At 59.4% G+C, this 25,051-nt stretch carries 22 protein-coding genes; 6 read left to right on the top strand and 16 right to left on the bottom strand.

What is annotated here, in order from left to right; genetic code table 11:
• Positions 1-160 precede the first annotated feature (160 nt).
• The 7 genes from L901_RS03910 to L901_RS03880 all read right to left on the bottom strand — a co-directional run bounded on the left by L901_RS03910 (position 161) and on the right by L901_RS03880 (position 6,528).
• Positions 161-394 carry a hypothetical protein gene (locus L901_RS03910; protein ID WP_020811749.1) on the bottom strand — a complete coding sequence of 78 codons (234 nt, stop codon included), beginning with the start codon at positions 392-394 and terminating at the stop codon, positions 161-163.
• 94 nt (positions 395-488) lie between these two features.
• Positions 489-926 carry a helix-turn-helix domain-containing protein gene (locus L901_RS03905; RefSeq protein WP_003520859.1) on the bottom strand — a complete coding sequence of 146 codons (438 nt, stop codon included), beginning with the start codon at positions 924-926 and terminating at the stop codon, positions 489-491.
• 126 nt (positions 927-1,052) lie between these two features.
• Entirely contained in the window at positions 1,053-2,198 is a 1,146-nt protein-coding gene (locus tag L901_RS03900) for a hypothetical protein (RefSeq protein ID WP_082710454.1), read from the bottom strand.
• Positions 2,195-2,908: a TfuA-like protein gene (locus L901_RS03895; RefSeq protein WP_059753653.1), complete on the bottom strand. Its 714-nt coding sequence runs from the start codon at positions 2,906-2,908 to the stop codon at positions 2,195-2,197. The genes L901_RS03900 and L901_RS03895 overlap by 4 nt, the downstream gene beginning before the upstream one ends.
• Entirely contained in the window at positions 2,905-4,101 is a 1,197-nt protein-coding gene (locus L901_RS03890; RefSeq protein WP_059753713.1) for a YcaO-like family protein, read from the bottom strand. The genes L901_RS03895 and L901_RS03890 overlap by 4 nt, the downstream gene beginning before the upstream one ends.
• A gap of 37 nt (positions 4,102-4,138) precedes the next feature.
• Complete coding sequence (locus L901_RS03885) at positions 4,139-4,567, bottom strand: hypothetical protein (protein ID WP_059753650.1); 429 nt, start codon at positions 4,565-4,567, stop codon at positions 4,139-4,141.
• 8 nt (positions 4,568-4,575) lie between these two features.
• Positions 4,576-6,528, bottom strand: a complete 1,953-nt coding sequence (locus L901_RS03880) for a BTAD domain-containing putative transcriptional regulator (protein ID WP_059753647.1) — start codon at positions 6,526-6,528, stop codon at positions 4,576-4,578.
• 172 nt (positions 6,529-6,700) lie between these two features.
• Between L901_RS03880 and L901_RS03875 the strand changes: the two genes are divergently transcribed.
• From L901_RS03875 to L901_RS03865, 3 genes are all read left to right on the top strand, one after another.
• Positions 6,701-7,192 carry a hypothetical protein gene (locus L901_RS03875; RefSeq protein WP_035261386.1) on the top strand — a complete coding sequence of 164 codons (492 nt, stop codon included), beginning with the start codon at positions 6,701-6,703 and terminating at the stop codon, positions 7,190-7,192.
• A 129-nt stretch (positions 7,193-7,321) separates the two neighbouring features.
• The gene (locus tag L901_RS03870) at positions 7,322-7,663 is read left to right on the top strand and encodes a hypothetical protein (RefSeq protein WP_059753710.1); all 342 of its coding nucleotides are present in this window, start codon (positions 7,322-7,324) and stop codon (positions 7,661-7,663) included.
• 423 nt (positions 7,664-8,086) lie between these two features.
• Positions 8,087-9,001 (top strand): TIM barrel protein, encoded by a 915-nt coding sequence (locus L901_RS03865; protein ID WP_059753646.1) that lies wholly within the window; start codon positions 8,087-8,089, stop codon positions 8,999-9,001.
• 78 nt (positions 9,002-9,079) lie between these two features.
• On the opposite strand, the gene L901_RS03860 is transcribed toward L901_RS03865, so the two are convergent.
• On the bottom strand, positions 9,080-10,477 hold the full coding sequence (locus L901_RS03860) for a family 16 glycosylhydrolase (RefSeq protein WP_020811758.1): 1,398 nt from the start codon (positions 10,475-10,477) through the stop codon (positions 9,080-9,082).
• A gap of 277 nt (positions 10,478-10,754) precedes the next feature.
• Here L901_RS03860 and greA point away from each other — a divergent pair, with 277 nt between their 5' ends.
• Complete coding sequence (gene greA, locus L901_RS03855; protein ID WP_059753643.1) at positions 10,755-11,237, top strand: transcription elongation factor GreA; 483 nt, start codon at positions 10,755-10,757, stop codon at positions 11,235-11,237.
• A gap of 9 nt (positions 11,238-11,246) precedes the next feature.
• Here the strand turns inward: greA and L901_RS27320 are convergent, their stop codons facing one another.
• Positions 11,247-12,665 (bottom strand): O-antigen ligase family protein, encoded by a 1,419-nt coding sequence (locus L901_RS27320; protein WP_059753640.1) that lies wholly within the window; start codon positions 12,663-12,665, stop codon positions 11,247-11,249.
• Between the two features lie 130 nt (positions 12,666-12,795).
• Positions 12,796-14,133 (bottom strand): hypothetical protein, encoded by a 1,338-nt coding sequence (locus tag L901_RS03845; protein ID WP_059753639.1) that lies wholly within the window; start codon positions 14,131-14,133, stop codon positions 12,796-12,798.
• Between the two features lie 414 nt (positions 14,134-14,547).
• On the opposite strand from L901_RS03845, the gene L901_RS03840 reads away from it, so the two are divergent.
• Together L901_RS03840 and L901_RS03835 are read left to right on the top strand one after the other, a co-directional pair.
• The gene (locus tag L901_RS03840; RefSeq protein WP_059753637.1) at positions 14,548-15,696 is read left to right on the top strand and encodes a glycosyltransferase family 4 protein; all 1,149 of its coding nucleotides are present in this window, start codon (positions 14,548-14,550) and stop codon (positions 15,694-15,696) included.
• Between the two features lie 55 nt (positions 15,697-15,751).
• A complete protein-coding gene (locus tag L901_RS03835; RefSeq protein ID WP_059753635.1) occupies positions 15,752-16,852 on the top strand; it encodes a glycosyltransferase family 1 protein in 1,101 nt (366 codons plus the stop codon).
• A 21-nt stretch (positions 16,853-16,873) separates the two neighbouring features.
• Here the strand turns inward: L901_RS03835 and L901_RS03830 are convergent, their stop codons facing one another.
• The 6 genes from L901_RS03830 to L901_RS03805 form a co-directional block, all read right to left on the bottom strand.
• Positions 16,874-18,073 (bottom strand): glycosyltransferase family 4 protein, encoded by a 1,200-nt coding sequence (locus L901_RS03830; RefSeq protein WP_059753632.1) that lies wholly within the window; start codon positions 18,071-18,073, stop codon positions 16,874-16,876.
• A 56-nt stretch (positions 18,074-18,129) separates the two neighbouring features.
• On the bottom strand, positions 18,130-19,701 hold the full coding sequence (locus tag L901_RS03825; protein WP_059753630.1) for an O-antigen ligase family protein: 1,572 nt from the start codon (positions 19,699-19,701) through the stop codon (positions 18,130-18,132).
• A gap of 79 nt (positions 19,702-19,780) precedes the next feature.
• A complete protein-coding gene (locus L901_RS03820; protein ID WP_020811766.1) occupies positions 19,781-20,458 on the bottom strand; it encodes a hypothetical protein in 678 nt (225 codons plus the stop codon).
• Positions 20,445-22,703 carry a polysaccharide biosynthesis tyrosine autokinase gene (locus L901_RS03815; RefSeq protein WP_059753628.1) on the bottom strand — a complete coding sequence of 753 codons (2,259 nt, stop codon included), beginning with the start codon at positions 22,701-22,703 and terminating at the stop codon, positions 20,445-20,447. The genes L901_RS03820 and L901_RS03815 overlap by 14 nt, the downstream gene beginning before the upstream one ends.
• Positions 22,704-22,833: 130 nt before the next feature.
• A complete protein-coding gene (locus L901_RS03810) occupies positions 22,834-23,691 on the bottom strand; it encodes a hypothetical protein (protein ID WP_059753625.1) in 858 nt (285 codons plus the stop codon).
• Between the two features lie 181 nt (positions 23,692-23,872).
• Positions 23,873-24,985 carry an acyltransferase gene (locus L901_RS03805; RefSeq protein ID WP_059753708.1) on the bottom strand — a complete coding sequence of 371 codons (1,113 nt, stop codon included), beginning with the start codon at positions 24,983-24,985 and terminating at the stop codon, positions 23,873-23,875.
• Positions 24,986-25,051: the final 66 nt, after the last annotated feature.

Here is a 25,051-nt window from a genome sequence, read left to right as displayed (position 1 = left end):
CCATCATGGCTTCCGCCGGGAAAATGTGGGGGAGGGCATATGAAAGCCTCTCCGGGAGGATGGAGCCAGCCGGACAGGCAGATGAACGTTTCCGGGCCTACGACTGGAGATCGATGTGGAAACGCTCAATCCCGGCGGATTTACGCCGTTGCGAAAGCGTTCAATGCAGGTCGGCCTGTGCGAAGGCGCCGACATTCAGCTCTGCGCTTACCGGCGGCAGACCCTGCTGATTGATGTCCTGGGCCAGCGACAACAATGCCATCTCCAGGAAATAGGTCGACATGCCCAGTTCCAGAGATTTCGAGCGCTGGCAAAGATAGGAAACCATCCGCCCGAGCGCCAGAATCTCGTCTGCATTGTCCTGTTCAAGTATAGCTGTGGTAGACGCCGCCATGATTCCCTCTCGACAGTCGACAGTATGAAAACGCGATAATGTTGCGTTGTTCATTTTCGACCACATCGAGCGTCACGCGAGCGTCACACCTGCGTCAATCGTCGTTTTTGTCCGCCGGCGCGGCGGCATTTTCCGCCGCTTCAGTGGCGGCGAGCGATGTCACGAGAGCGACGATGCTTCTGCGCACGGCGGCGCTCTTGATGCGCGAAAAGGCCTGGTTGAGCGAAAAGCCTTCATTCGAGGCCACGAAGGTCTGCATGGCATTGATCGTGCCAAGGGCCGGATTGGCCGGGTCGCCATCGGGCGTGGCATTGGCGAACAGGGAGCTGACCTCAACGCCGAGAATCGACGCAATGGCCTGCAGACGGGACGCGCCGACACGATTGGCGCCCTTTTCATACTTCTGGACCTGCTGGAAGGTGATGCCCAATCGCCCGGCCAGCGCACTCTGGCTCATGCCGAGCGACTTGCGGCGCATTCTGATTTGTGCGCCGACATGGACGTCGATCGGGCTGGGTAGCTTGGCGTGCATTACAAATTCCTCCGGTTGAGGTTCTTAAATCCGATGATTATCAATTAATATTGTTGAAGGTATACATTCAACACAATTTCCACGGGTATTATGACGCTTTATTGACGAAATTGCACGATTTTTCGTTCATAATCGCGTGTCTGGACCGCGATTTATTATTTTTGTTGCACAACGCAACGCACCGTTGCGGCTGGAAAGATGGCTCCATCCGGCCACGCCGATGGTCTGAAAGCCGATTCTGTCCCAAATTTCTCGGTTCATTGCATCGAATTCCTCAAGCGACTCGGTATCGCCGAAATGCGGAATCCAGACGAATGGCCGTTTCTGACCGGAACGTATGACATTTTCAAGAATGACATTGTTGTAAAGTCTGGGCAGGCATTTGTTGGTGTCGATGGCCGGCGAAAGCGGGATGGGATTTCGTTCTATCGCAAAGCCCTGCCGCGCGAGCCAAAGTGCCGAGGCGTCCAGTTTTCTTTTCAGCTCGGTTGCGGCGCGGGCATTGCATCCGCCATGCGCGACAGGGTCGGCAACGAGCAATAGCGGCCGGCCGCCGCTTCTCAGACCGGTGACGGAAACGAACTGGTCAACGTGGAAGCCGCATTGGTGCATTTTTTTGCCGGCAATCTCCGCTCCGCAAGTTTCCATCGCGGAAAAATCGGAAGAGACCGGGACTTTGCCGAGATCTTCCGGCCGATATCCGAAACTGAAGATGCTTCCGCCGTCGAGAGCCTGAATTTTTTGCCACCGAAGCGAAGGGATGGCCGCATTCCTTCCGATCCCCCTGTCATCCTGCAGGCTGGAATGGCCCACCAGTCGAAAATCCGGGCCGACAAGCTGGTTGCCCCCTGCCAAGGCGACATCCGAATGCGTGGTTGCCGCTCCCAGATATTCGGCCAGGCTGACACCGATGGCCTTCTCCGCCACCAGGACGAATTCCGCCGCAGCATCAACCGCACGCACATGGAGTATGTCCTGTATCCATGGATGCGAAATGCCGTCGTTTCCGGCAAGGGGTATCAGCTCGGTGCCGCAGGGGGTTAGCAGGCTGCCGAGCCAGTCTCGTGCTGACCCGAGACGGGCTCGATCGGTCACGATAACGGCGGTGATATCTGCAGGCAGGGCCGAGAGCAGGTTTCCAATTGGAACGAGCGGTGAAACAGTGTCAGCGGCCCTGTTTTCCGCAAAAAAAGAGGCGGGTAGTGCGAGCGCAATCGTGCGGATCAGCCCGCCGCAATCGGGCATCAGAGGCAGGGGTCGGATGGCGCTCAAGACCTTTTGTCCCCTGCCGCCTGCCTTGCCGCCAATTGCTGGAAAAACATCGTATTCTGGAGTTTCCATGATGGCGGCGGGGGGGATGGCAAGGTTTCGCCAGCGAGCGTTGTCAGAAGCCTTGCCGCATCGTTTCTTTTGACGGAAACGGCATTGGCCGCGAGCAGATTTGCCGTCTCGGAGCCGAGGCCGGCTTCCGCGGCGATGGCGCGCCATGTCCTGCGGGTAAAATGCAGATTGTTGGCTGCGCGGGTGAGCGCGTCATATTCCTCTGGAGCGACCGTATCGCGGCAGGCGGCAAGCGTCGCCTCGGCATCGACCAGCGCGACTGTCAGCGGGCGGTAATCGAGCGCGCCGGGTGCGTGGCTCACCGCCACATCGGCATCGGAAAAACGCCGCCCATCCCGATAGGCCTCGAAAATCTCGCCGATGCCGATCATGCCGAAGGGGGCGCATTCCGCCGCCCTGAGCGCCCCCATGCTGGCGGCGCCGAAAACGGTGACGCCGCTCGACAGTGCAAACAGGATTTCCTTGTGCCAGACGGCGGCGCAATCGCCATAGAGCCCGTCGATCAGCCCGATTGTTCCGACGCCTTGCCGAACCGCATCGAAAATATCGCCGCAGGCGGCCGGACCGCGAAGATCGAGACCGGATATATGCTCGGCTGCGATGCCGTGGATGGACGGCCCTGCAAAAACCACCGGCTTCATCCGAGGCCTCCGACGGTCAGCAGGTGATCGAGGGTGCGCTGCGAGATGTGTTGCAGGCCGCCGCCGGCCGGGGCAAGGCCGCTTGCCAGAACCCGCACCACATGCAGGCCGGATACCTCCGTTTCCATCGGAAAGACATAGATATCCTCGATGCTGCCGGCGAACAGGTGCGTCGCAAGCTGGTGCCATGGCGGCGAAGACGCGTCATGTATAAAATCAAGATTGGCCGGCACCCTTTCCATCGGCTGCACGCCGGGGGCCGAAGACCCGGCCGCAACCATATCCCGCTGGTAGCGGAGAGGGGAAAGATCGTCCCTCGCGCCGCTGATATCGGTCAATCGCGACTGGATCGCCTCCAGCAAGGCTGCAATCGCAGCGCCATGGATATCCGGCCGGCAGGCAGCGCCCGCGGCGCTGCGGGTGGCTGGCCCGTCCTGCGCCTGAAGCGACCGGGGCAGGCTCGCCATCATAACCGGCACGCCAAGCCCATTCGTCAGGTCGAAGAAGGATGGCGGCAGGCCGATATTCGACAGGTGCTGAACAAGACCGTCGAAGGAAGGATCGACGCCCGCCGGAATGAGGACCGGTCGCGGTGCGATGGCGCGCGTCTCGAAAGTGTCGACGAGAAAGCAGGCATCGTTTTCAATGAGTTCGAGCAGGGCATGGAGGACCGCATGGTCGTGGTCGAACCCCGCCGCGAGCCCTTGGGAACTCATGCGGAAGGCCTGCCGGTCCCATGGGAAATCCACCCGGAAATCCATGCCGACAAGTTCGTAAGGCGCAAAAACCTCCCCCTGCCGGCGAATGGATGTGCCCTTCACCCAGGCGCGTTCTTTTCGCGGATCGAGCGCGTCGCAATCGACCCTACCGACGGTTTCGAAGGGAATGAGAGGAACCCCTTTGTCCCGCATCTCCTGAACGGAGCTGAAGGCGGCGATATGTTTGCGGGTTTCTTCCGCGACCGCGCCTTCGATCGCCTCCATGATCGCCGATAGCCGGGCCTGTTCCGCGACAAGCCCCTTGCCCTGCGAGACCGACAGCCCGCGCGAATTGGGCCGGGCCGCGAACCAGACGGGAATGCCGATAATATCGAGGCCGGTCACGTCGCCGACACGGGTAATCCCGAACCGCCGAAGCAGTCCGGGATCGAAGAACGAAGCGTCGACATGCCTTGAAGCCGCTGTCGCTGATATGGGAGCATCGGCGCCGGTCAAGGCTGCGAGACCGCGATCAGGGCGCCGTGTGGCTGTCGTCGGCAAGGATGGCGTCGAACAGCTCGCCGGTGACGGAGCCGGCCGGGCCGACAGCCTTCAGGGCCGCTTCGATCGGTGCCTGTACCATGCGGTTGAAATCCCAGCCGGCGTCGTTCACTTCGCCGATGAAGGCGAAATCGGCTTCGGAAACGACCGCGCCGCCGGAGACGAGGGCTTCGATGCCCTGAATCTGAACCTGGTCCAGTTCCGCTTCCGGCTGGCCGTTCTGGCGAACGAGCATGGACTTTGCGGCGGCTGCCACGCGGGCATAGCCATCCACGCCGGGATGGCTGGCTTCATAGGCGGCAATCGTCTCATGCGACACGGACGCAACCCTGAGCGGCGCCGTGCGAATGAAGAGAACGCCGAAACCCTTTTTTCCGACAATGAAGAAATGCGAGGACATAGTATCTCCTATTTGATCCCAGCTAATCGAAGTGCGTGATAGAATTTTTCATTCGCTATCGGGTCCCGGTCTGGAGACAGGCTGCTGATCTCCCTCGCCGTCATACCCGGATAGTTTTCCTGAAGCCTGTTGCCGGATTCCCGGGCGGAGGCCAGATCGCCATGCAGCGCGTGGCTTGCGGTAAGGACGCGCAGCGCAGGCTCGTCATTTTCCATCCGCCCGCACAGTTCCACCGCCGTGCCGTAATCCTCGCGCTTGAAAGCGATGCTGGCGCCGGCCCACCAGTAGATGTCGGGCGCCAGCGGATTGAGGTCAATGGCCTGCTGAAACTTCTCCCAGGCGATTTCCGCATCGCCGAAATGAGCGAGCGCATCGGCATGCTGGAGCAGGAGGTCGGCCGAGTTGGGCGCCAGCGCCTCCGCCTCGAAGAATTTTTCGGCAGAGATATCGAAGTCCCGCTGGTAGAGCGCCACCACCGCGCACATCCAGTGGCCCACACCAAGGGCGGGGTCGATCTCGACGGAAGAATCGGCCTCCGCTTTGGCGCGGTGCAGGAGATGGGGGTCGTTGCCGCCCAGCATCAGCCATTCGAGTTGCAGGCTCTGTGCCACGCGGGCGCGGGCAACCGCCATGCTGTGGTCGAGATCGACGGCCTTGCGGAACATCGAACGGGCTCTTCTGAGAAGCGGCAGATCGCATTTGCCGCGCAGAAGCTGCTGGCCTTCCAGCAATTGCCGGTAGGCCTCGCCGCTGTGGTTGCGGTCGGGCTCCACCTGAAGCCGCTCGATTTCGCGGGCAAGCGCCGCCGCCACCTGTTTGGAGAGCAGCCGGAAGGCAGCGTGGATATGCCGTTCGGTCAGGACCGCCTCCAGTGACCAGACGATTTCACCGCTTGCATCCTCGATCAGCGCAACCGACATGCGGGTTTCGTCGAACACGGTCGAAATGATGCGGTAATCCGCCCGCAGCATGGCGTAGCCGTCATCGGCCCGGTCATGCGCCAGCGCAAAGGTGCTGTGCGGCGAAAGGACGGTGAAGGTGCGGTATCGGACAAGGCTGTTGGCGACATCCTCGACGAAGGCGTGCATGACCGGCGAGACCGGCTGCCCGTCGACCCGTGCCGGGCGGACGAATGCGACACGCGGTTTTGCCATTGATTTTCGGCGACTGCCTTCTTCCGGCTCGGCGGGGGCCGTTATCGTGGCGGCCAGACTTTGTATTCTCCGCCTCAGCGCCACGGTTTCCGCTTCCGGCGAACGACCCTCCTGACGAAGCTGCTCCATCAGAAGCTGGTACATGCCCTCGCAGGCGCTGATATTTCCGATCCGCGCATAGGCCGCCATGGCGGCGCGGTAGGTTTCTTCGCGCTCCGGTTCGATCTTGCAGGCGCATTCGGCAAGTCTGGCGATGTCGTTCGAGCTGGCGCGACCGAACCGCGTCAATTCCTCCAGAAGCTGGGTGTAGCTCGAAAAGAACAGGTCCCTGAGACGGCGGCGCTCCGAAAGCAGCCAGAGATAAAGATGGTCCTGCCCGGCCTCCAGCCCCTCCAGCAACTCGCCGCCGAATTCGAGCAGCGCATTGAGCCGCCGCATCGGGTCTTCCGCCCTTGCGCCGGCCAGGAAGATGGCAAGGTCGGTGCGCTGCGCCAGCTTACCGGCCTTCAGGTCGTTTCCTTCGGTCAGAAGGATGGCATCGTCCTCATTAGGCAGTTTCTGCAGGCGGAGAATGAGCTGCCGCAAATTGCCGAGAGCCCTTTTCTGCTCGACATTTTCCCACAAAAGCGATGCGGCATGCTGGCGGGAAAGGGACTGGTTCGGCGCAAGGATGAGGGCGGCGGTAAGGGCGAAGCCCTTGGACGGAAAAAATGCCTCCCGCACCGCGTCACAGCGCGGGGTGCCAAAAAGCCGGATCGGTATCAGTTCAGCGTTCCCAGCCACTTTCGTCCCCTCATGAATCATCATCTAACAACGTGTCCGGGAAATTGAAAGTCATCATAGCGTTCCATTTGACGCTGGTGTGACGCGGCCTGCCTATTGTCGCAGACAGAAGCATGAATGACGGGTGGAAAACAGCGGACATGCGACGGGCAGGCATCGGGAATTTTCGACAGTGATAGCGTTTAACGGAAGCTACATGGCCTTCGAGCCGCGTATCGAGCCTTACCAGCGTGCCGACGATGTCGGATATGCGGTCAGTGAATTCATGTGGTTCAAGGGCCGTCCGTTCTATCCGGTCTCGGCGCTGGTCCATGCGAAGGTCGCGCATGCCAGGCTGTCGGCGGAAAAGGGCGACGACGAGGACGAGGATAATCTCGATATTCTCTTTCGCATGCCGCTGGTGGCGGGCGGGCACTTTTTCGAGATCGTGCTGCGTTCGAATGAAGGGACGTCCTACGGCGGCTGGGTTTGGGGAGAAGAACTGGAAATCCTGAATGAATTCGTCAACGGCTATCGCGTTCTGGCGGGCAAGTTCGACGACAGGCTCATCCGGTTCGAATATTCCAGGCGGTTTCAGCGTTACCGGACGATTGAGCCGCTGCCGGTGGAAAAATCCGTCTTCCTGATCCAGCGGGAGGCAAAACCTTATGCGGGCAAGCGTGGTCTGCCGGGAGTTCCGGTGGCCTGATCGCGGGAGGCGCCCTTTGGGACAACGGGCGGAAGGCATGGATGCGCGTATTGCGGCATGTCCGGTAAAGCACGGCTTTATCGGAAGTCACCCGAGAATATTTTTATTTTTATTGTGTGGAACATTATGATGCCCAATAGAGGTAAAGTGCGTAACAGGGGGATGTCATCGCAGCTTGTGGCGGTGAATTGCGCTTCCGGCGACGATACGCTTTCCGATGCGGAGAGCGTCGAGGACGAGCCGCGCCCGCTTCTGCGCAGCGACAGGCTCTACGTTGTCAGCGAGCCCGTTTCCCAGACATTGCCCGCATCCACCGTCGGCGACGATCGAGCCGGAAAAGAGGCGTCGGGCAGGACCGAGATTCGAAACAGGGTTGTCGATGCCGATATCAGGGCCGCAAAATGGGCCTGGGCGATATTGGCCATCGCGCATTGCTGGCTGATTTATTTCATGGTTCACAATCTCGGTTAGCACCTCCCGCCGGAAGACATCCGGCTTCGACGTTCTGGCGCGCAGGCCCATCGCCGCATTTTGCGGCTATTTCGCCGTTTGAGCGGACCCGAGTGTCCATAACCTGACCTTCCGACGGCCTCCCGCGCACTTCTTCATGCTGCCGCCTGTCCAGCCACGAAGGCCCGCTCTCCCTGCTGTTCGCCTGCGGAAATGTCATAAAGCTGTAAATGAAGAAACTTAATTGAGTGATCGGTTTCAACGGAAACGGATCACCATGTCCCGGTCGCTTTTTACCAAAACGGCGGCGGCCTCGGACTTTTTTACGACATCGCATCGCCCGGGATAGGCGACGTCAATATCGACCGCCCGGACCTGTTTGAAGTGGCGTCGCATGTGCGGCACCCGAACTCCCATGACCTTTCTAGCCCTGGAGATGACGAAGTGAGCAATCTTATAGGTACCGGCTTCAACGCCGGCTCGGATGATGGCGAGTTGGCCACCCTCGAAAACGATCTGCGCGCGCTTGCCGAAATTGGCTGCGATACCGTGGAAATCGCCGCAACAAGCCTCGACATGATCGCCGGCGGCCGGATCATCGAGGAGCGCGCCGACCGTTTTGTGTCGCTCGCAAAGCAGTTCGACTTCCGCTACACCGTGCACGGTCTCGTCTCTTCGAATTTCATGGATCCGGTGACATGCCGTTACCAGATCGATGCGGCCAAGGCGCTTGCCGTTCTATGCGACCGTATCGGTGCGGGCATTCTCGTCCAGCATAGCGGCGCGCTGCGTGCCGACCAGATCGCCGAACGGGCCGATGCCGACAGCCGCGAGCGGGACGCGCTTTTCGAACTGGCGGAATTCTGCCGGCCCTATGGCGTGCGAATCGCCCTTGAGAATATCTTCTCCACCGAACCCGGCCAATATCGCCAGACGCCGGCCGAAGTGGCAGCGACCGTGAAGGCTGTCGGTCACGACAATCTCGTTGCGCTGATCGACTTCAGCCATGCCTATCTCGAATCCACCTATCGTGGTCTCGATTTCCGCGATGAGCTTCGCGCCATGGCGCCGGTTGCCGGCCATCTGCATGTGCACGATTCCTTCGGCCGCCCGCAGGGCTTCTATCAGCCCTATTTCCCGCAGGAAAACACAGCACTCGGCATCGGCGATCTGCACATGCCGCTCGGCTGGGGCGATATCGACTGGCAGGATATCTTCTCGGAACTTTCCTTCCTGCCCGATACCGTGCTGATGATGGAAATCGGCCGCCGTTATCGCGCCGAACAGCCGGCAAGCCTCGAAACGGCGCGGCATCTGATTTCGCTAAATAGCGCCCGCATGCAGCTCGCGGCCGAGTGATTGGCCTGAACAGGGTGTAAGCCGAGAGGCTGATGTTTGAAACACCGGCAGTCCCGATGCGACTGCCGGTGTTTTAATTCATGCTGCCCAGTCGGAGAGCGAATAGGCCCTGATATAATCGATCATCATCTGCGAGCCGTCGCTGAAATCAGCGTCCGATGGCGTTCCTGCCGTGCCGCCAACGGCAAGGTTGACGACCATATACATGGGGTCATGCATATCGTCAGGCGTATCCGTCTGCGCCACGGCGACATCGTCGAAATACCAGGTTATGTGCTCGGCATCCCACAACAGGCCGTAAGTGTGAAACCCTTCGGTGCTCGGCACGCTGACATTGTTGATGACCGAGGTCTGTTCACCGGTGGCGTTGGAATGGGCGGACATGATGAGCGTATTGGGGTTCTGACCGCGCATTTCGATGACATCGAGTTCAGGCGGCCAGGAGCCGTCTTCGGGCAGGAGCCAGAAGGCAGGCCAGGCGCCCCGGTCGGTCGGCATATCGGCGCGGATTTCGAAATAGCCATAGGTCTGGCTGAAGGAGGAATAGGTGTTCAGCATCCCCGAGGTATAATCATAACCTTCGACCTCGTCGGCAATCGACTGCGGGGTCTCCTCGGCGGTAATGGTCAGGACGCCGTTTTCGACGCTGAAAGGGTTGACCTCCGACGTGCCGGCATAGGCCGGGTTGATGTACCATTGCGCCTCGCCATTCGTCGTCAGCGAGCTTCCCTTTTCCGGCGCCCACCAATATTTGGCGTCCCAGGTGCCCTGATCGCCGCTGCGCAACGAGAGCGTATCGAATTCATCGGCAAAGGTCTGGGTGAGGGACGATCGGTCGAGGCTGAGTTCGAATTGGTCGGCCTGAAGGTCGTCTATGGTCGTTCCAGCAAGAACGATGGCCTCGCCATTCGAAAAATTGAGCCACAGGTCGCTGCCTTGCTGCGTGGCGCTGCCGACAAGCTGATCGAAAGATGTGATGCCGTAGCCATTGAGCCGGATCGTGTCATTGGCGCTGAAATCCGTGATGAGATCGGTGCCGTTGCCGCTCGTGAAAACAAAGGTGTCGGCCCCGCCGCCACCGATCAGCACGTCGTTGCCGGCCCCGCCATCGATCGTCTGGCTGCCCGACCCGCCGGTGATGATATTGTCGAGCGAATTGCCGAAGGCATAACGCCCGTCACCCGTTACCCGCAGATTCTCGAAATTGTCGGGCAGGGTGTAACTCATCCAGGTATCGATGGTGTCGATACCTTCCCCGGCATTTTCGGCGGCGCGATTGATGCTCGAATAGAGATAATAAATATCGTCGCCCGTGCCGCCCGCCATGGTCACGTTGACGGAACTGTCGCCCCACATGGAATCATTGCCTGCGGTGCCGGTAAGCAGCGGGCCGGAACCCGTGGCGGAGAAAAATCCCGTGGAACTGCCGCTGTAATAGAGTGTGTCTCCAAGCGCATTCACTACTGTTCGGGCCATGAACCGTCTCCTGTCCGTTAGCGTTGGTGTCTCACTCCTCCTGCTGCACACCCTAACAGGGCAAAAAGCCTCCTGTTAGGCCGAAATATGAGGGGTATGTTCCGTTGCGGTTGCATTCAGCTGTTGAACGGGACGCGTTGTCATGACCCGCTTCCGCCTGTTACATATTCGTTTTTGAACCGGCGCAGCGCGGTCTTGCGGTGCCCCTGCGCGCGATGGCAGGATTGGGGCGGATCGCAGATATGTCGCGGGGCATCTCGGGAATGGAGTGTCAGGATTGAGCGTAGCCTTCACCAAGGAAGACAGTGCGGAAACCGCAGCCGAAACCGTTCTGCCGGATCGGGTAATCTCGCCTCATCCCAATCTGGTAACGCAGTCCGGGCTGAAGGCGCTGGAAGAGCAGTTGCGGCTGGCGCGCGAAGCCTGTGAGGCGGCCAATGCCATTGAAGACATCAATGAAAGACGGCGCATTTCCGCCAGCCCGCTACGCGATTTGCGATATTTCTCCGAGCGGGTCCGCACCGCGCAATTGATGCCTGATCCGCCAGCGGATGGCGTCGTCGCTTTCGGCAGCCTGGTGACGTTCAGCCGCGATGACGGGCGAACGCAACGGTTCCGGATCGTCGGCGAAGATGAAGCCGATCCCGCTGCGGGAACGATGTCCTATGTTTCCCCGATTGCAAGGGTGCTGATGGGAAAAGCGGCCGGCGATCTCGTCAGTTTGGGCGGGAGGGAGATCGAGATCGTCGACGTCGCCTGAAGCGTTCGGTCAGAACATAGGCGGACTTAGACCCGGCCTGTTCCCGATGAGGCTTCCTTCTTCCCTGTTACGGGCACTGTCTGCCGTTCCCAGCATCCGCATCATCGTGTTTTTCAGGAAAAGCCTGAAGTCCAGATCAATGGCGGCATAGGCAAGCGCAAGTCCCACATGGGCCATGAAGACGGGGTTGAAATTCAGCTCTTCGAATTGATAGCCGATGATGACGCCGATTGCAGAATAGGCGAAAAAGCCGATTTTCCGTTTCCGGAAAATTGCATAAAAAAGCGCGAAGGCGCTCATGATGCAAAATCCCAACCCGGACGCATAGGCGGTGGCCATAAAACCATTATGTGGCGTCCCGATCCTCGATATCTGCGCAAGCTCTTCGTATCGTGCGGTAAATCCTATGCCCAAAGGATGCTGGAACATGACCTGAAAACCGCCGGTGATCGTCTCCCACCGCTCATGCAAGTTGTTGCTGCTATTGCTGTCCTCGAGAAAACGTTTCGAAAAGGCCTGTTCCGCAAAATCGAAAGCGCCGAGCGGCAAAACGGCGGCGATGACGAGGGCGCTCAAGGCAAAACCGAAATAGGTGCTGAGCAGCATTTTGATCGAAAAATTCCGGACGTAGAAATAGAGCCCGATGGCGAGGACGGCAAACACCCCCGAGCGGTTAAGCGTAAGGGTAAAGCTCGCAAGATATACAAGTAGAAACACGGCAAACAGCGCGGGGCGTTTGTGGCGTTCGGCGACATAGGCCGCCGCTGCTCCGGCCAGCGCGAAGGCCGGTCCAGCCGTGTTACCCACGGGCCAGATGCCGCCTGCCTTTTCGACGCGCAAAAGCAGCGGGGTTATCTCACCTTTCGCCGCAAGCTCCAGCACGCCCGCCTCATCGAACATGAAGGACAATCCGAGGGAGGCGAGCTGGTCATGAATGACGATGTCCAGGAAAAGCAGGATCGTCACCGCTATGAAGCCCGCAAATATGCCCCAGCAGAACAGTTCGAGCAGGTTTTCCTTGAACAGCAGATAGGCAAAGAACAGAAAATAGATCGCATAAAAATAGGTCATCGCCGTTGTATAAAATTCGCCATCGCCGCGCGCGTCGGCAAAGAGCGTCGTGAGGATAAACAGCACCGTCAGCGGAAGAAGATAAAACAGGATAATCGACGGCGTCAGGCAGCGAATGTAAAGCAGCGCGATGACGGGCAGCGTCATCAGCACCAGCATGTCGGTAATATTGAGGAAACGCAGGCCAATATTGCTGGTCGCCACATTGCATTGAATGAAGAAACCAATGGCAAAAACGAATATCGCGAGAAAGAGGCCGGGAATATTGATTGTTTTTGAAGGGTAAAGCGGCATTGCCAAAACAAAACCCGGTATAGCGGGCTGGCGCAATGCCACATGATTTGCTGGTCTTTTCATCCGCAGTCTCTATCTTTTGTGAGCGGATTTCGACTGTCCATAGGAGAGCGGTACCGCGTGGCAATCAATATAATATGGCGACCATTAGTGAGCTCGATGACGTCACCGCGCAAGATATTTTATCGTTTCGTCACGAGATCAGATTGCCTCTCGGTAAATCCCCTTCGACGGCGATGACGCGCTGAATGTGAATCGGTTCATTCGAGGTGGGCGCGCTGGTCCCGAATGCCGGAAGGATTCGCAGATAGAAATTATACCCCGCCGGGTTGATATCGGGGTCTATGGCGACCCCGTTGGCTATCGCCCACATCCAACCGCTATTGCCGGCGATGTTGGCACCTCCGAATTGCAGGGCGAAACAAGCGATTGTCCGGACTGAGCCGCCGCTTTTCGTAACCAGCGTTATGTAGGGCAGACGCTGCTTCTCGTTGTTCTTGTAAAGCACAGCGAAAGAAACGGTCCTGCCTATCATCGCTATGGCTTCCGCATTGCGGAAATTGCGCGTAAGCCCGGCGATCTGGCTGCCATTTGGAGAGAGGGCGAGGCTGCTTGCGAAGGACGGGGAGAAGATGATGTCGGTGGCTTTGGTGGCGGAGCCTGGTGAAGTCATTCCCCAGCCCGTCGGAACGGAACCGGTCCAATCGGAGAAATCGCCATTGCCGATGAGATTGGCGGCAGGCAGCTTTGGCCAGCAAGGTGTCTGGAAGTTGTTATCGCCTGCCGATCCTAGATAGGAACCGAACAGGGTCCGGGCAATCAGCCGGGAGCCCGCATCGTTCGGGTGAACATTGTCCCGATAAAGCGCGGCGTCCTTGCCTTTCGCCAGAAATGCGGCATGCGTATCCACCAGCGTGAGGTTCGGATAGGATCGGGCCAGGTCGAGGATCGCCTGATAGACCTTGTCGTAACCCGTCCCATCCCGCCACGGATTCTGCGTGGTGATGAGTTGCGGAGCATTTGGCCATTGCCATTCGGTCATTCCCAGCGGTCCGAGCAGGGTGGACCGTCCGGAGCTTAAAATGCCGCCGGGCGCTTCGAAGGTCTGCATATTGTGGCCATGATGCATGATGCAGAGATCGGGGCGGGGAATCTTCAGCGCCGCTGCGCGCTGTTCCGCAAGCATGTAACCCGCCATGCCGCCGGGCAGCGTCGCAAGATAAAGCGTCAGCGTCGCTCCTTTGCCGGCGCGCAGCGTGAGTGGGGGCGCATAGGTTTTCGGCCCGGTGGCGGCGCTCGTCTCCCATTCCGCCCAGCGGTATAACACCACCGTCGTATCGTGCAGATCGCCGAGCATCATCGCAAATTGCTGAAATGGTCCGGCTTCGGCATGGGCGGTGCTGTCGCCGTTCACGAAGATCGTGGCATTCTGCCCGGCCGCCAGACGGGCCCGCAGGGGCGAGAACGCGGTCAGGGAAAAACCGATGTCACCCATGTTTCGGGGACGTATGCCGAGCGTTAAGCCGATCATGCGACCACCTCTTCCGTTCGCGCCGTATATATGCATATGTTGTGTTCGGGCGGTGTCATCGTTCGTTCTCCTGGTCTGGCTTCAGAATAATTCCGCCACGAGGACCGGGGAAAAAATGCCGGGAGCGAAACAGAAAACAGCGCATGAAAACGAGCGTCATGAATTTTTCTTTGATCTCGCTTGAAGCGTAAAAATAGAATACTATTCTAATTATTATTGTTATTGTTGAATTTTATTGCGAATAAAGGTTTTGATGCTGGTGTTTTTATCTAGCGATATGCGTTTCCACGCAGCTTTCGGTGAAGATATTCCTGTCGCTTTCGGGCAGGTTCGTTGTTTTTGCCGGTCGGCTGCTCATGCCCGCAATCACAGACAGATGCATCGTCGGTCCTCTCATCCGGCAGGGGAGACGCCATGACATCCGCTCTTTTCGTCAGCCATACCGGAGAGAAGGGCGGCGCCGAACTTTTTCTGACGGACCTCGTCAAGGCGGGTCCGCACTCCTGGCGTGCCTGTTTTCTCAGTGGCGGTGCGGCCGCAGACGATCTCGTTGATGCGGGGCGAGCTCCGATCATGCTGTCCGCCGGAGAAAAAATGCTGTCAATCCGCCGCAATGCGTCCTTCGGCGCCCTGTTGCGCGGAGCGGCCGACGTGATGGCGGTCGCCTGGCAATTGAGCCGGGAGGCGAGGCGCTATGATGTGATCTGCGCCAATTCGCAAAAAGCGCTTTTCGTCTGTGCCTTGGCCGCGAAGCTCAGCCGCCGGCCGCTCGTCTGGATTTTACACGATATCGTCACCGATCCGGCTTTCAGCGCCGCCAACCGCCGCGCCTCGCTGGCATTTGCGCGCCTTTTCGCCAGGCTGGTGGCTGTCAATTCCGAAGAGACGGGCCGGGCTTTCATTGAGGCCGGCGGCGAGGCGGATAAGGTTCGCATCGTTTACAATGGCTTCGACCCTGCGAAAGCAAGGGTTTACGAGCCCGGCACGGCCGCGCGGCTGCGTGCGGAACTGGGCCTTGGCCCGCAACCGCTTGTCGGCCTTTTTGGCCGGCTGAGCGAATGGAAGGGACAACATGTGTTTCTGGACGCGATTGCGGCGATGGAGGGCGTGCAGGCGGTCATCGTCGGCGGTGCGCTTTTCGGGCAGGAGGCCTATGAGGCGCGCATCCGCGAACAGGCATCCCGTCTCGGTCTCGACGGTCGCGTCCGTTTCCTCGGTTTCCGCCCGGATGTGCCGGAACTGATGGCGGCGATGGATGTGGTTGCTCATACCTCGATTGTTGCCGAGCCCTTCGGCCGGGTGGTGGTGGAGGCCATGATGTGCGGGCGTCCGGTTGTCGCCACGCGCGGCGGCGGTGTTACCGAGATCATCCGTGATGGCGAAACCGGCCTTCTCGTGCCGCCGGGGGATGCATCGGCGCTGGCGGCGGCGATCGGCTGTGTCCTGTCGCAACCGGCTCTGGCGGAAAGGCTGGCGCAAAAGGGGCGGGAGGAAGTGAGCCAGCGTTTCTCACTGGAGGAAACCTGCCGCTCCGTTTCCGCTCTGCTGACGGAGGCGGCGTGAGGTTTCGCCCGGCGATCGACAGGAACAGGCAATGCCGACAGGCGGAAGGGCCAGGATGCGCATTCTCGTGAACATGCCGAGCCAATATGGCGGCAAGGCCTCCGGTGTGGCCCGCGTGACCTTCAGCCTGCTGGAGCGGCTGCTGGAACAGACGACCGATGACTATGTTCTGCGCTCTCCCTGGACGCGGGCGCAACTGCCTGAAAACCTGCGCGACAGCCGGTTGCAGCTCATCGAGACTCCGCGGCCACGCGTCATGGTTTTCGATGTGGTGCGTCAGGCCGCGATGCTGCCCGCGCTCTGCCGCCGGCATGGCATCGATGTGCTATTTAATGCCGATCCTTTCGGAAGTCCCCTCGGCGGCAAACGGCGTCTCACCCTTGTTCATGATCTTTATTTCAAAACCATTCCCGAACAGATCGGCTGGCGGGCGACCCTGACGACCGATTTCATCTTCAAGCTGATGATGGCCGGTTCGGATCGGGTCATCTGCGTATCCGAAGCGACGCGGAAGGATCTGGGGCGTTTTTATCCAGCCGCTGCCGATAAGAGCCTTACCATTCATTCCGACAGCACGCTGAATGTCGATCCCGGGGCTTTCGACACGGTGCCGCCTGTTCCCGGACGTTACATACTGGCGGTCGGAAACGCGACGTCCAATAAGAATTTCGCTCTCCTGGGCAAAGCCTTTGCCATACTCGGTAAAAAATGGCCGGATTTGCGCATCGTGCATGTTGGCCGCGACGAGGCGGAGGAAATCGCCGGCGCGCTGGATGATCCGGAATTGAAGGCCCGGCTGATCCGGCTTTCCGGCATAGATGACCGGCAACTGGCCGAACTTTACCGTCATGCAGCCTGCCTTTGCGTCCCCTCCACCTATGAAGGCTTCTGCCTGCCGGTGCTGGAAGCGCAGCAGCTGGGATGCCCGGTGGTCTGCTCCAATCGTTCGGCAACACCGGAGATTGCCGGCGAAGGCGCCCTGACTTTCGATCCCGCTGACACTCAAAGCCTCGTCATCGCGCTTGAGCGACTTTTGGATAATCCGGAACTGGCTGAAAATCTCCGCCAGGCGGGTTATGAAAACCGCAAATTATATTCGTGGCGGAAGGCGGCGGAGAGCTACGCGCGGCTTTTCAAGCAAGGAGCCGCAGCCTGAGGAGGGACGCTGTCGTCACGGTCATGCGGTTTTGCAAACATCTGCATAGAGCTTTTCATAGGCCGCGACGACCCCTTCAGGCTCAACGCCTTGGCGAATTCGCTCCCGGGTTTCAGGTGTTTCCGCAAGCATGGCGGGATTGCGTATCGCCTCTGCCATGCGCGCGGCCAGTTCGATGGCATTGCCCGGGGCGAACAGGCGTTCCGGCCTGTCCGCGCCGATCTGTTCGGCAACACCCGCAAGATTTGCGCCGATGACGGGTACGCCGCGCAGAATGGCTTCAGCGACTGTGCGGCCGAAGGCCTCCGGCCATAGGGGCGGCACGATGAGGCAATCTATGCCGGCGAAGAAACGATCGGCCTCCACATAGCCCGGAAATTCGACCGGCAGGCCGGCTGCCTTTTGCTGATAGGTCTCGATGCCATCCGGCGCGCGGCCTGCCATGACCGCCCGCCAGCCCTGCGGCGGCAAAAGCCGCAACGCTTCAATCAGCAAGTCAGCCCCTTTCGCCGCTTCGATGCGGCCCAGATAGCCGAAAACCAGCGGCTCGCCGGGCGCGCGGGCAATACGCGGTTCTGGCGAATCTGGCGGTGAGATGGCGTTCCAGATCACCGTGCGGCGGTTTTCGGGAACATGGGTGAAAAAGCCGGCCCGCACGTGGCGTTCGACGATATCGCGACCGACGCCGGCGACAGCATCGACCGCGCATTGGCAACGCCGGTGGAGATAGGAAAAGGCACGGCATTTTTTGCTGCTGCCATCGCAGATATGCCCATCATGGAACAGGGAGCCATTGGTGCACATGCTCGTGAAATCATGCAGGGAATGAACCAGCGGAACGCCGCGCTTGCGGATCATCGGCCAGATCAGCGGCGTCAGTTCCGATAGCGAATGGGTATTGACCACGTCCGGCCGGAAATCATCGATCACACGCGCAAGCCGGCGAACGAGGCGCGGATCCAGTTGCACGGCGATTTTGTAATATTTTCGCTTCCATTCCGGTTGTTGCCCCCAGTTGCCAATAAAGAACGGTGTGGTATGGCCGAGACGGTGAATAGTGAAACCATCGCGTTGTTCCGCTGCCTGCGCTTCACGCGAGATGGCGGCTACTGCGACCGTGTGCCTCTTATCCGCAAGTCCACACGCAAGGTCTTCTACAAATATTTCCGCACCGCCCACCCGATCCGGAGAAAACAGCGAGGTTACTTGCAATATCCGCATGCTCAAATTCCTGCGCCTTTAAGATCACGAAACCTGTTTTGCATCCGCGAGATCCGTTATTGCAGACGAAGCGGCGTTTGTACTGTCTGGTCTGAATGGCCCGGCGCCGGCATTGCAGCGTCTTCCGGAAATTGTTTCCGCCGTTTGCGGCCTTCCCGCTCCATTCCGGGCGGGTTCAGGCAAAGCGTGACGACCGGGGCGAGGAAAACGGCATAGGCCATGGCAAAGCCCGGAATCTGCAGCGAAAAATCAAGTGTCGAATGCAGCAGGACAAGCAGCAGCGCGGCAAGGCCGAGATGAGAGGCATAACGATAATTTCTGCGTTTCAGTGCCCCACGAATGAAAATCACCAGTTGGATGAGCACAAAAAAAGCGAGATAAAACGGGAAGGCCGCACCGAGTGTCAGCAGCCCTTCGGCGTAGACATTGTGGGCATGGGTGACGACGGCGTCCACCCCGCACCGCGCCACATGATATGGCGCATAGATTTCCGTAAAGCTTGCAAGGCCCGACCCCTGCGGCCAATTGTCGGCGATGGCGCGCGCGATACCCGGCATATAACAAAAGCGCATGTCATCTTCCAAACGCGTTTCCATGCGAAGCGCCACCCGGTTGGCGAAAAGCGCGAAGAGGGCGATAGCGATTGCGATCAGGAGCGCGGCACGACGTCTCGTCCCGCGCTGCCTGCGCCGGCTGGAGGCCCCATTGCGGCCGGTTCTGGCGGGGGAGTTGAACACAATCAGCAGGATCAGGACAATCAGCGCTGCGAGGCTTGAGCCAATGCCGGCGCGCGATCCCGTCAGCATCAATGCGATGAAACAAAAGCCCGCGAGGACGCCGAGAAAAGCGGCTCTGCGGATGAGCTGTTTCTGCTCCGCCGGCACGGTGAGGCGATTTGCCACGAGCGCCTTTACTCTCGCCCAATCCGGAGCGAGGAGGCTTTTGTGCAATAATGCGGCGAGCGTGAGAAGGATGAGACCGAAGAAGGTCGCGGCGGTATTGCGGTTGACAAAAAGGCCCGTAAGGCTGCCGAGATAAAAACGCTTCTGGATGAAGCCGAGAGCTTCGGGGAAAAGCGCGAATTGCACGATGGAAAACAGCGCAAGCCAGCCACCGGCAATTGCGAACCATCGCAGCGTCTTTGCCGCACGCTCGTCGCTATCGAAAAGTACGAGGCCGGTCATGAAGGCGCCGAAGGGCAGGGCGGCGCTCAAGAGGCCGAGCCGGTCATCCGCAGGTGTCAGTGAGATTGTGGCGGCTGGCGCAGTCTGCATGAACATGGCGGCGGTGGACCATGCCGGATTGGCGCGCGCGATGCCGGGTATGGAGGATGCCTGCAACAGCACCTGAACGATGAGCGCTCCCAATAAAAGGCAGGCTGCCGCGAATACCTTGCCTGCACCGGCCTTCGGAGGTCCGAACAGGAGGATTGCTGGCACCAGCAGGAGATAGATCGCGGCCGTGACGACGATGCGACTTTCGATTTCCGTTGCGCCCCTATTGAGAAGCGCCAGCAGAAATATTGCCCAGAATGCGACTATTGCGACCGGCCGGACATAGTCCCGAACCGCCACCAGTGGGGGCTGCGAGGAGGAGAGCGGTTCTGATCGGGCATCGGTGAGCGACATATCTTTGGGCTTTGTCGGAATTGTTTGTGATGGCTATGCCGCGAATATGGACGAGGCTCAGCCGTTTCATCGTTTCAGATCATGACAGCGGCGCGGAGCGTTTTGTGTCTGCCGGCGGTGGCTTTGGGCAGACTTCCGCCAGGGTCCATCGCAGGATTTCTCCCTGCCTGCCGCAGACGACGGCCGTATCCGCCTCGCGGGCCGCCTCGGCCTCGGGCAAGGTGTTCTTCGGAAACTGCTGCCACATCACGAAACGCCCACGGATCAGATTGGCATCGGCAGGCCCATAGAGCTGGGAGAAGTTCATCAGCACGGCGACTTCCATGGGCGAGGCGTTGCGCAGCGAGCGAACCATGGCAAGACGCAGCCAGACATCGCCATTTGCGGGAAAACAAGAGAGCGAATGGCGAATAAAGGTCTCGGCGAAACCGAGACGCGCCGCGCCGGAATCGGATGTCGGATCGATGCCATTCGCATCGAGATCAGCCAGAACGAGCCTCAGTCCGGCTTTGACGATATCCGAACGGCAGATTTTTTCGCTAACGATGGGCTGAAGTTCAGGGACCGTTTCCGCAAGGAGATCAGGCGCGAGGCCATTATTGTCGTCGGCGATCCGCGCCAATGCGACAATATCGGAAAAACGCCGGCTTTGCGAAAAGGCCTGCGCCGCGACGGACAGGACAAAGATGGAAATGACGAGGACCGGTACGACCGCGAGGATTTTCCGCAGGCGCATCACGCCGTCACGCCTGGTCATGGTAATATCGTGTATAGCGCGAATGATAATATTCGCTCGAACCATAGGCGCGATAAAGCTTCAGCTTTTCGGTGTCCACCTTGTTGAGGACGACGCCGAGACACTTCTTGCGGATATGAACCTCATTCTCCACCGTGTTCCGCACTGCCCTGCGGGCGGTTTTGCCCCATTCGGTGACGAAGATAAAACCGTCGATCCGCCCCGCCATGGCGCGGGCATCGACCACCGGCCCGAGCGGGGGCAGGTCGACGATGATATAGTCGAAAGCATTGCTCGCTTCGGCCAGCAGCTTGTGCATCTGCGCCGAGGTCAGCAGTTCCGAGGAATGAGGGACACGCTGTTTGACCACCGTGGGCAGGAAAGCGAGCCGCGTCTTTTCGTCACGAAGCAGCACATCCTGCACGCTGCGGCCTTCCAACAATACTTCGAGCAGGCCCTCGCTCGCGTGACGCGCCATGGCGCGCGTGGCGCCGGGATTGCGAATATCGGCATCCAGCAACAGGACCCGCGCACCCTGCCCGGCAAGCAACTGCGCCAGGTTGATGGAAATCGTGGATTTCCCTTCACTCGGCAAGGCCGAGACGACACCGACAATCCGCGCTCCGCTTTTGGCGGGAATACCGAGATCGATGGCAAGCCTGGTGCTGCGCAGGGTTTCGGCGAAGGAGGAGAGCGGATGGTCGACCGCGTAGCGCGCGACGCTGGTGGGGCGCGTCAGGGCCGGATGGCCGCCTTCCTGATCTTCTATTACGGCCTTGTTCTGGATGAGCGGGGTATTGCCGAGGAACTCCAGCCCGAGAACGTCACGAACCTGTTCCCCGGTGCGGAAAAACCGGTCGCGGAATTCGCGGAACATGGCGATACCGCCACCCGCCGCGGCACCCATGATCATGAACAGGGCCAAAATGATGGGCTTGTTCGGCTTGCTCGGAATTCTGGGCGGCATCGCCTTGGAAATCACGCGCGCTTCCGTTACGGGGAAGGATTGCTGCTGCATCGCTTCCTGATATCGCTGCAGGAAGGTCTGGTACATGTTCTTGTAGGTTTCGGCCTCGCGCTGTAGTTCGCGCAGCTGAACCTGTGTCTCGCTGGCGGAGTTGCTGATGTCGGTCGCCTTGGCGACACTTTCGGCGAGCGATTTTTCCCTTGCTTCGGAGACTTCCAGATCGCTTTTGTAACTTTGCGCGATGCGGCTGATTTCCTGGAACATCAACCGTCGGTATTCCTGCATTTCATTGCGCAGACGCACCGCCTGAATGTGGTTGCTGCTGAGCCTGCTGGTAATTTCCGCCTCAGTCTTGGAGGCTTCGAGATATTTTTTGCGCAGATCGTTGGCGACCGAGCTGTCGAGAATATCGGTAACCACCGCATCGACATCGTCGGTGGCGAGAATATGTTCGATGCGTTGCACCCGCGCCCGCGCCCTGGCCGTTTCCGACTGCGCCAAAATCAGCGCGCTGTTGGATTCCGCCAGCTGCTGATCGGAGAGCAGGCCGTCATTGCCGGTCGAGATCAGATTATGTTCGGCGCGAAACTTCTGCACGGCCAGATCGGTTTCGAGCGCCCGCTGGCGCAACTCGGCAATACGGTCGGACAACCAGTCGCTGGCCCGCCGCGTCGCCTCGTATTTGGAATTCAGCTTGTCCACCAGATAGGCCGAGGCCACGGCATTGACGATCTGCGCGGCGAGAACCGGCGATGTCGAATTATAGGTGAGTTCCAGCGCATATGTCCGGCCGATGCGCTTGACGCTGAGGCCGTTGAGCAGCTGGTCCGACAGCGATCTCTTCAGGGTTCCATCGTCAACCACCGCCTCTTTTTTCTTCGCTGGCGAGAACCATTGCGAAACATTGACGAGTGAGCGGATGGTGCCGAATATCGAGCTCAGAAGCGATGCGCGTGTTGCCCTGAATTCCTGATTTTCCGTGAGGTTGAGACTATCGACAACGGCAAGCCCGATGGTTTCCGATTGCAGAACCTCGACCTGGCTGAGAATGGAAGCCTCATCCTCTATAACGCCGCCGATCGTCGAAAGCTGTTCGACAATCTGGCTGTTGTTGCGGTCGATCAACAGCGTCGCCGTCGCCGAATAGATCGGAACGGCCGTTGCGGCAAAAGCGAGGCCGATTGCCCCGGCGACTGCGACGGCGGCAAGCACGATGCGCCACTGCCGGCGGATCATCGCAAGAACGGCGTCGATATCGATAAATTCGGCCGTCAGTCCGTTTTTATCGTAGTCAGCCATCGTCAGGGGATCGTGCCTTTGTAACAACTGTCTGCCTCGCTCTTTTCGGCGGGCGCAGGGCCCGCCAAGTCACGGTTGCATCACAGAACTGGCGGCAGCCTTCCTCTCGGGAAAGGCGACAAAGCCAAACTCAAACGGGACTTGTGCTCGTCGTCGTGCTGGTGCTGCCGGTTGAAAGCGATCTGCCGCGGCCAGCCGGCGGGCTTCCGCCACCCGCCTGTGCGGTGCCGCCTGCGGCACCTGCCGTTCCCGAACCGCCGACGCTGTTGGCGCTTGCCGGCGAGGAACCGGCGCCGCCGATCGGCGAGGCCGCCGCTGCCGCTGCCGCTGCCGCAGGGGCGGCCGGACCGGCAGCCGTTCCTTCGATATTTTCGCTAAAGGCGATCAGCAGATCGGCGGGTACGTTTGCGCCCTTTGTCTGCAACTGGATGGCGGCTGCGAGTATCGTATTGCCGTTTCTCATCGCGGTGGCGTGGGCAAGCGCCAGGCCTTCGCCGACGACTTCGGAGAAGTCCTTGTTGCCAACCTTCTGGGCCAGTGCGACGATGGTGGGCAACTGGCCGGAGTCACTCAGGATGAGGCCGGAGAGCTGTTCGGAGAATTGTGCCGCGCTGGTGGAAACGGCGATGATCGGAAACCCGCTCGTCACTTTTCCGGTTACGTCGGCCGTCGCCGCATCCGTGCTGGACGCGATGGTGACCAGATCCCTGATCATCCCCTGCGTCGGAGACTGCTTGAACAGTTCCGCTGCGGCAATCGAAACCGTGTCCGGATTGGTGGTGTTGACGCGGCTCAGAAATGCAGCGGTGGTTTCATCGGCGGCCTTGACGGGTGCGCCTGTTGCAGCGCTCTCGGCCGAGGGCGCCTGTTGCGGTGCGGCCGGCGGTGCGGTTTCCACGTTCTGTGCGTTGGCGACAGCGGAAAAGAGACCCATGCTGGCAATAAACATCGCACCAACGAACATCGAGCCGTTACGAATGCGGGGCATCCAACTCTCCAAATCTTTTAAAATACGACTTTAAATACATCCAATGCTGGGCAAGGTTACCCAACATTTAAAATTTCTTTTTAAATCGCACAGCCCAAGCAAAGGATCAAGCGCTAAAATAAACCTGCGGCGGAAACCCTCAGCTATTGTTAACGGCTGCCCTTGCCTTTCTCCGGTTTGTTCATGACACGGCGACTTTCCGTGGCGATGTTATTAGCCGGTCACGCAGCCAGATATTGGCCGGCGTTTCGACAAAAACGTGGAAGGTGTGGGCTATGGCGACGGTGCTGACGACGATGACGAGATAAACGAGGTTGCTCCACTCGGGCGGGAACGTGACGCCGCCGAGCGCAATTTTGAAGCCCCGGAAAATAAACGGGTGCAGCAGGTAAAGCGCATAGGATGAATCGCCGAGTTTTGCCAGCGGCCGTGCGAAACGGGGCAGGGAGATGTTTCGGGTCAAGGTCGCCGCTGCCATCAGCAGAATCGCGCCGCCGCCGAAAACCAGCAGCCGCGAAAAGGAATAACAGCCCGGATCGCACTTGAATCCTATCCTGTTCAGATCGGTCAGCATCCAGAGCGCCAGGCCGCACAGGGCCGTTGCGAGCCCGAGCAGGGGCGGCAGGCGAACGCCTCGCAGGAAGAGGACTGCCAGGAACATGCCTGCGACAAATTCGAGAATGATCGGCTGAAACCAGAAGCTGAACGGCAGGCCGAGATCGAAGGCGGAGCCGATCACGACGGCGGCAAACAGCACGCCGGCTGTCGTGAATACCGCGCGCTCCAGCGGCAGGAAGATGAACGCTGCGAAAACGATATAAAAGAACATCTCGTAATTCAGCGTCCAGCCGAGATCGATCAGCGGAAACGGATAGGCGTCGCCATAACCCATGCTGTCATAGGGAATAAACAGGTAGGAGGTGAGGATCGACTGTAACGGCGGAAAGGCCTTCGCACTGATAAGGGTCACGCTGGCGGCCATGGCAAGCCGCAGGGTCAGCACAAACCAGTAAAGCGGAACGATGCGGAGAAACCGGCGCAGCAGGAACGCGGAACGACCGCCTGTCGCGGCGAAATAGGGCCGGGACGCATAAACGATGACAAAGCCGGAAATGACGAAAAACAGGTCGACACCGCCGCCCAGCCGCAGCAGATGCAGTGGGAAAAGCGTGAATTGCCAGTTCACGTCCGCGTGCAGCGCAACAATCATGGTTGCCGCGACGGCGCGCATCACCTGAAGAACATCAAGACGCTGCGCCCCGGCAGCGGGCGCTTCTTTAAAGTTTTTCATCATCGTCAATCTATAAAAATAAAGATATATTTAGTATTATATTGCGGCCGCTTTCGCGGGGCGGAAGTC

This window comes from Agrobacterium sp. D14, assembly GCF_001526505.1.
GTDB lineage: Bacteria > Pseudomonadota > Alphaproteobacteria > Rhizobiales > Rhizobiaceae > Agrobacterium > Agrobacterium leguminum.
Note: the sequence above shows the minus strand (reverse complement) of the source record. Positions and strands in the feature narration are given on the sequence as shown.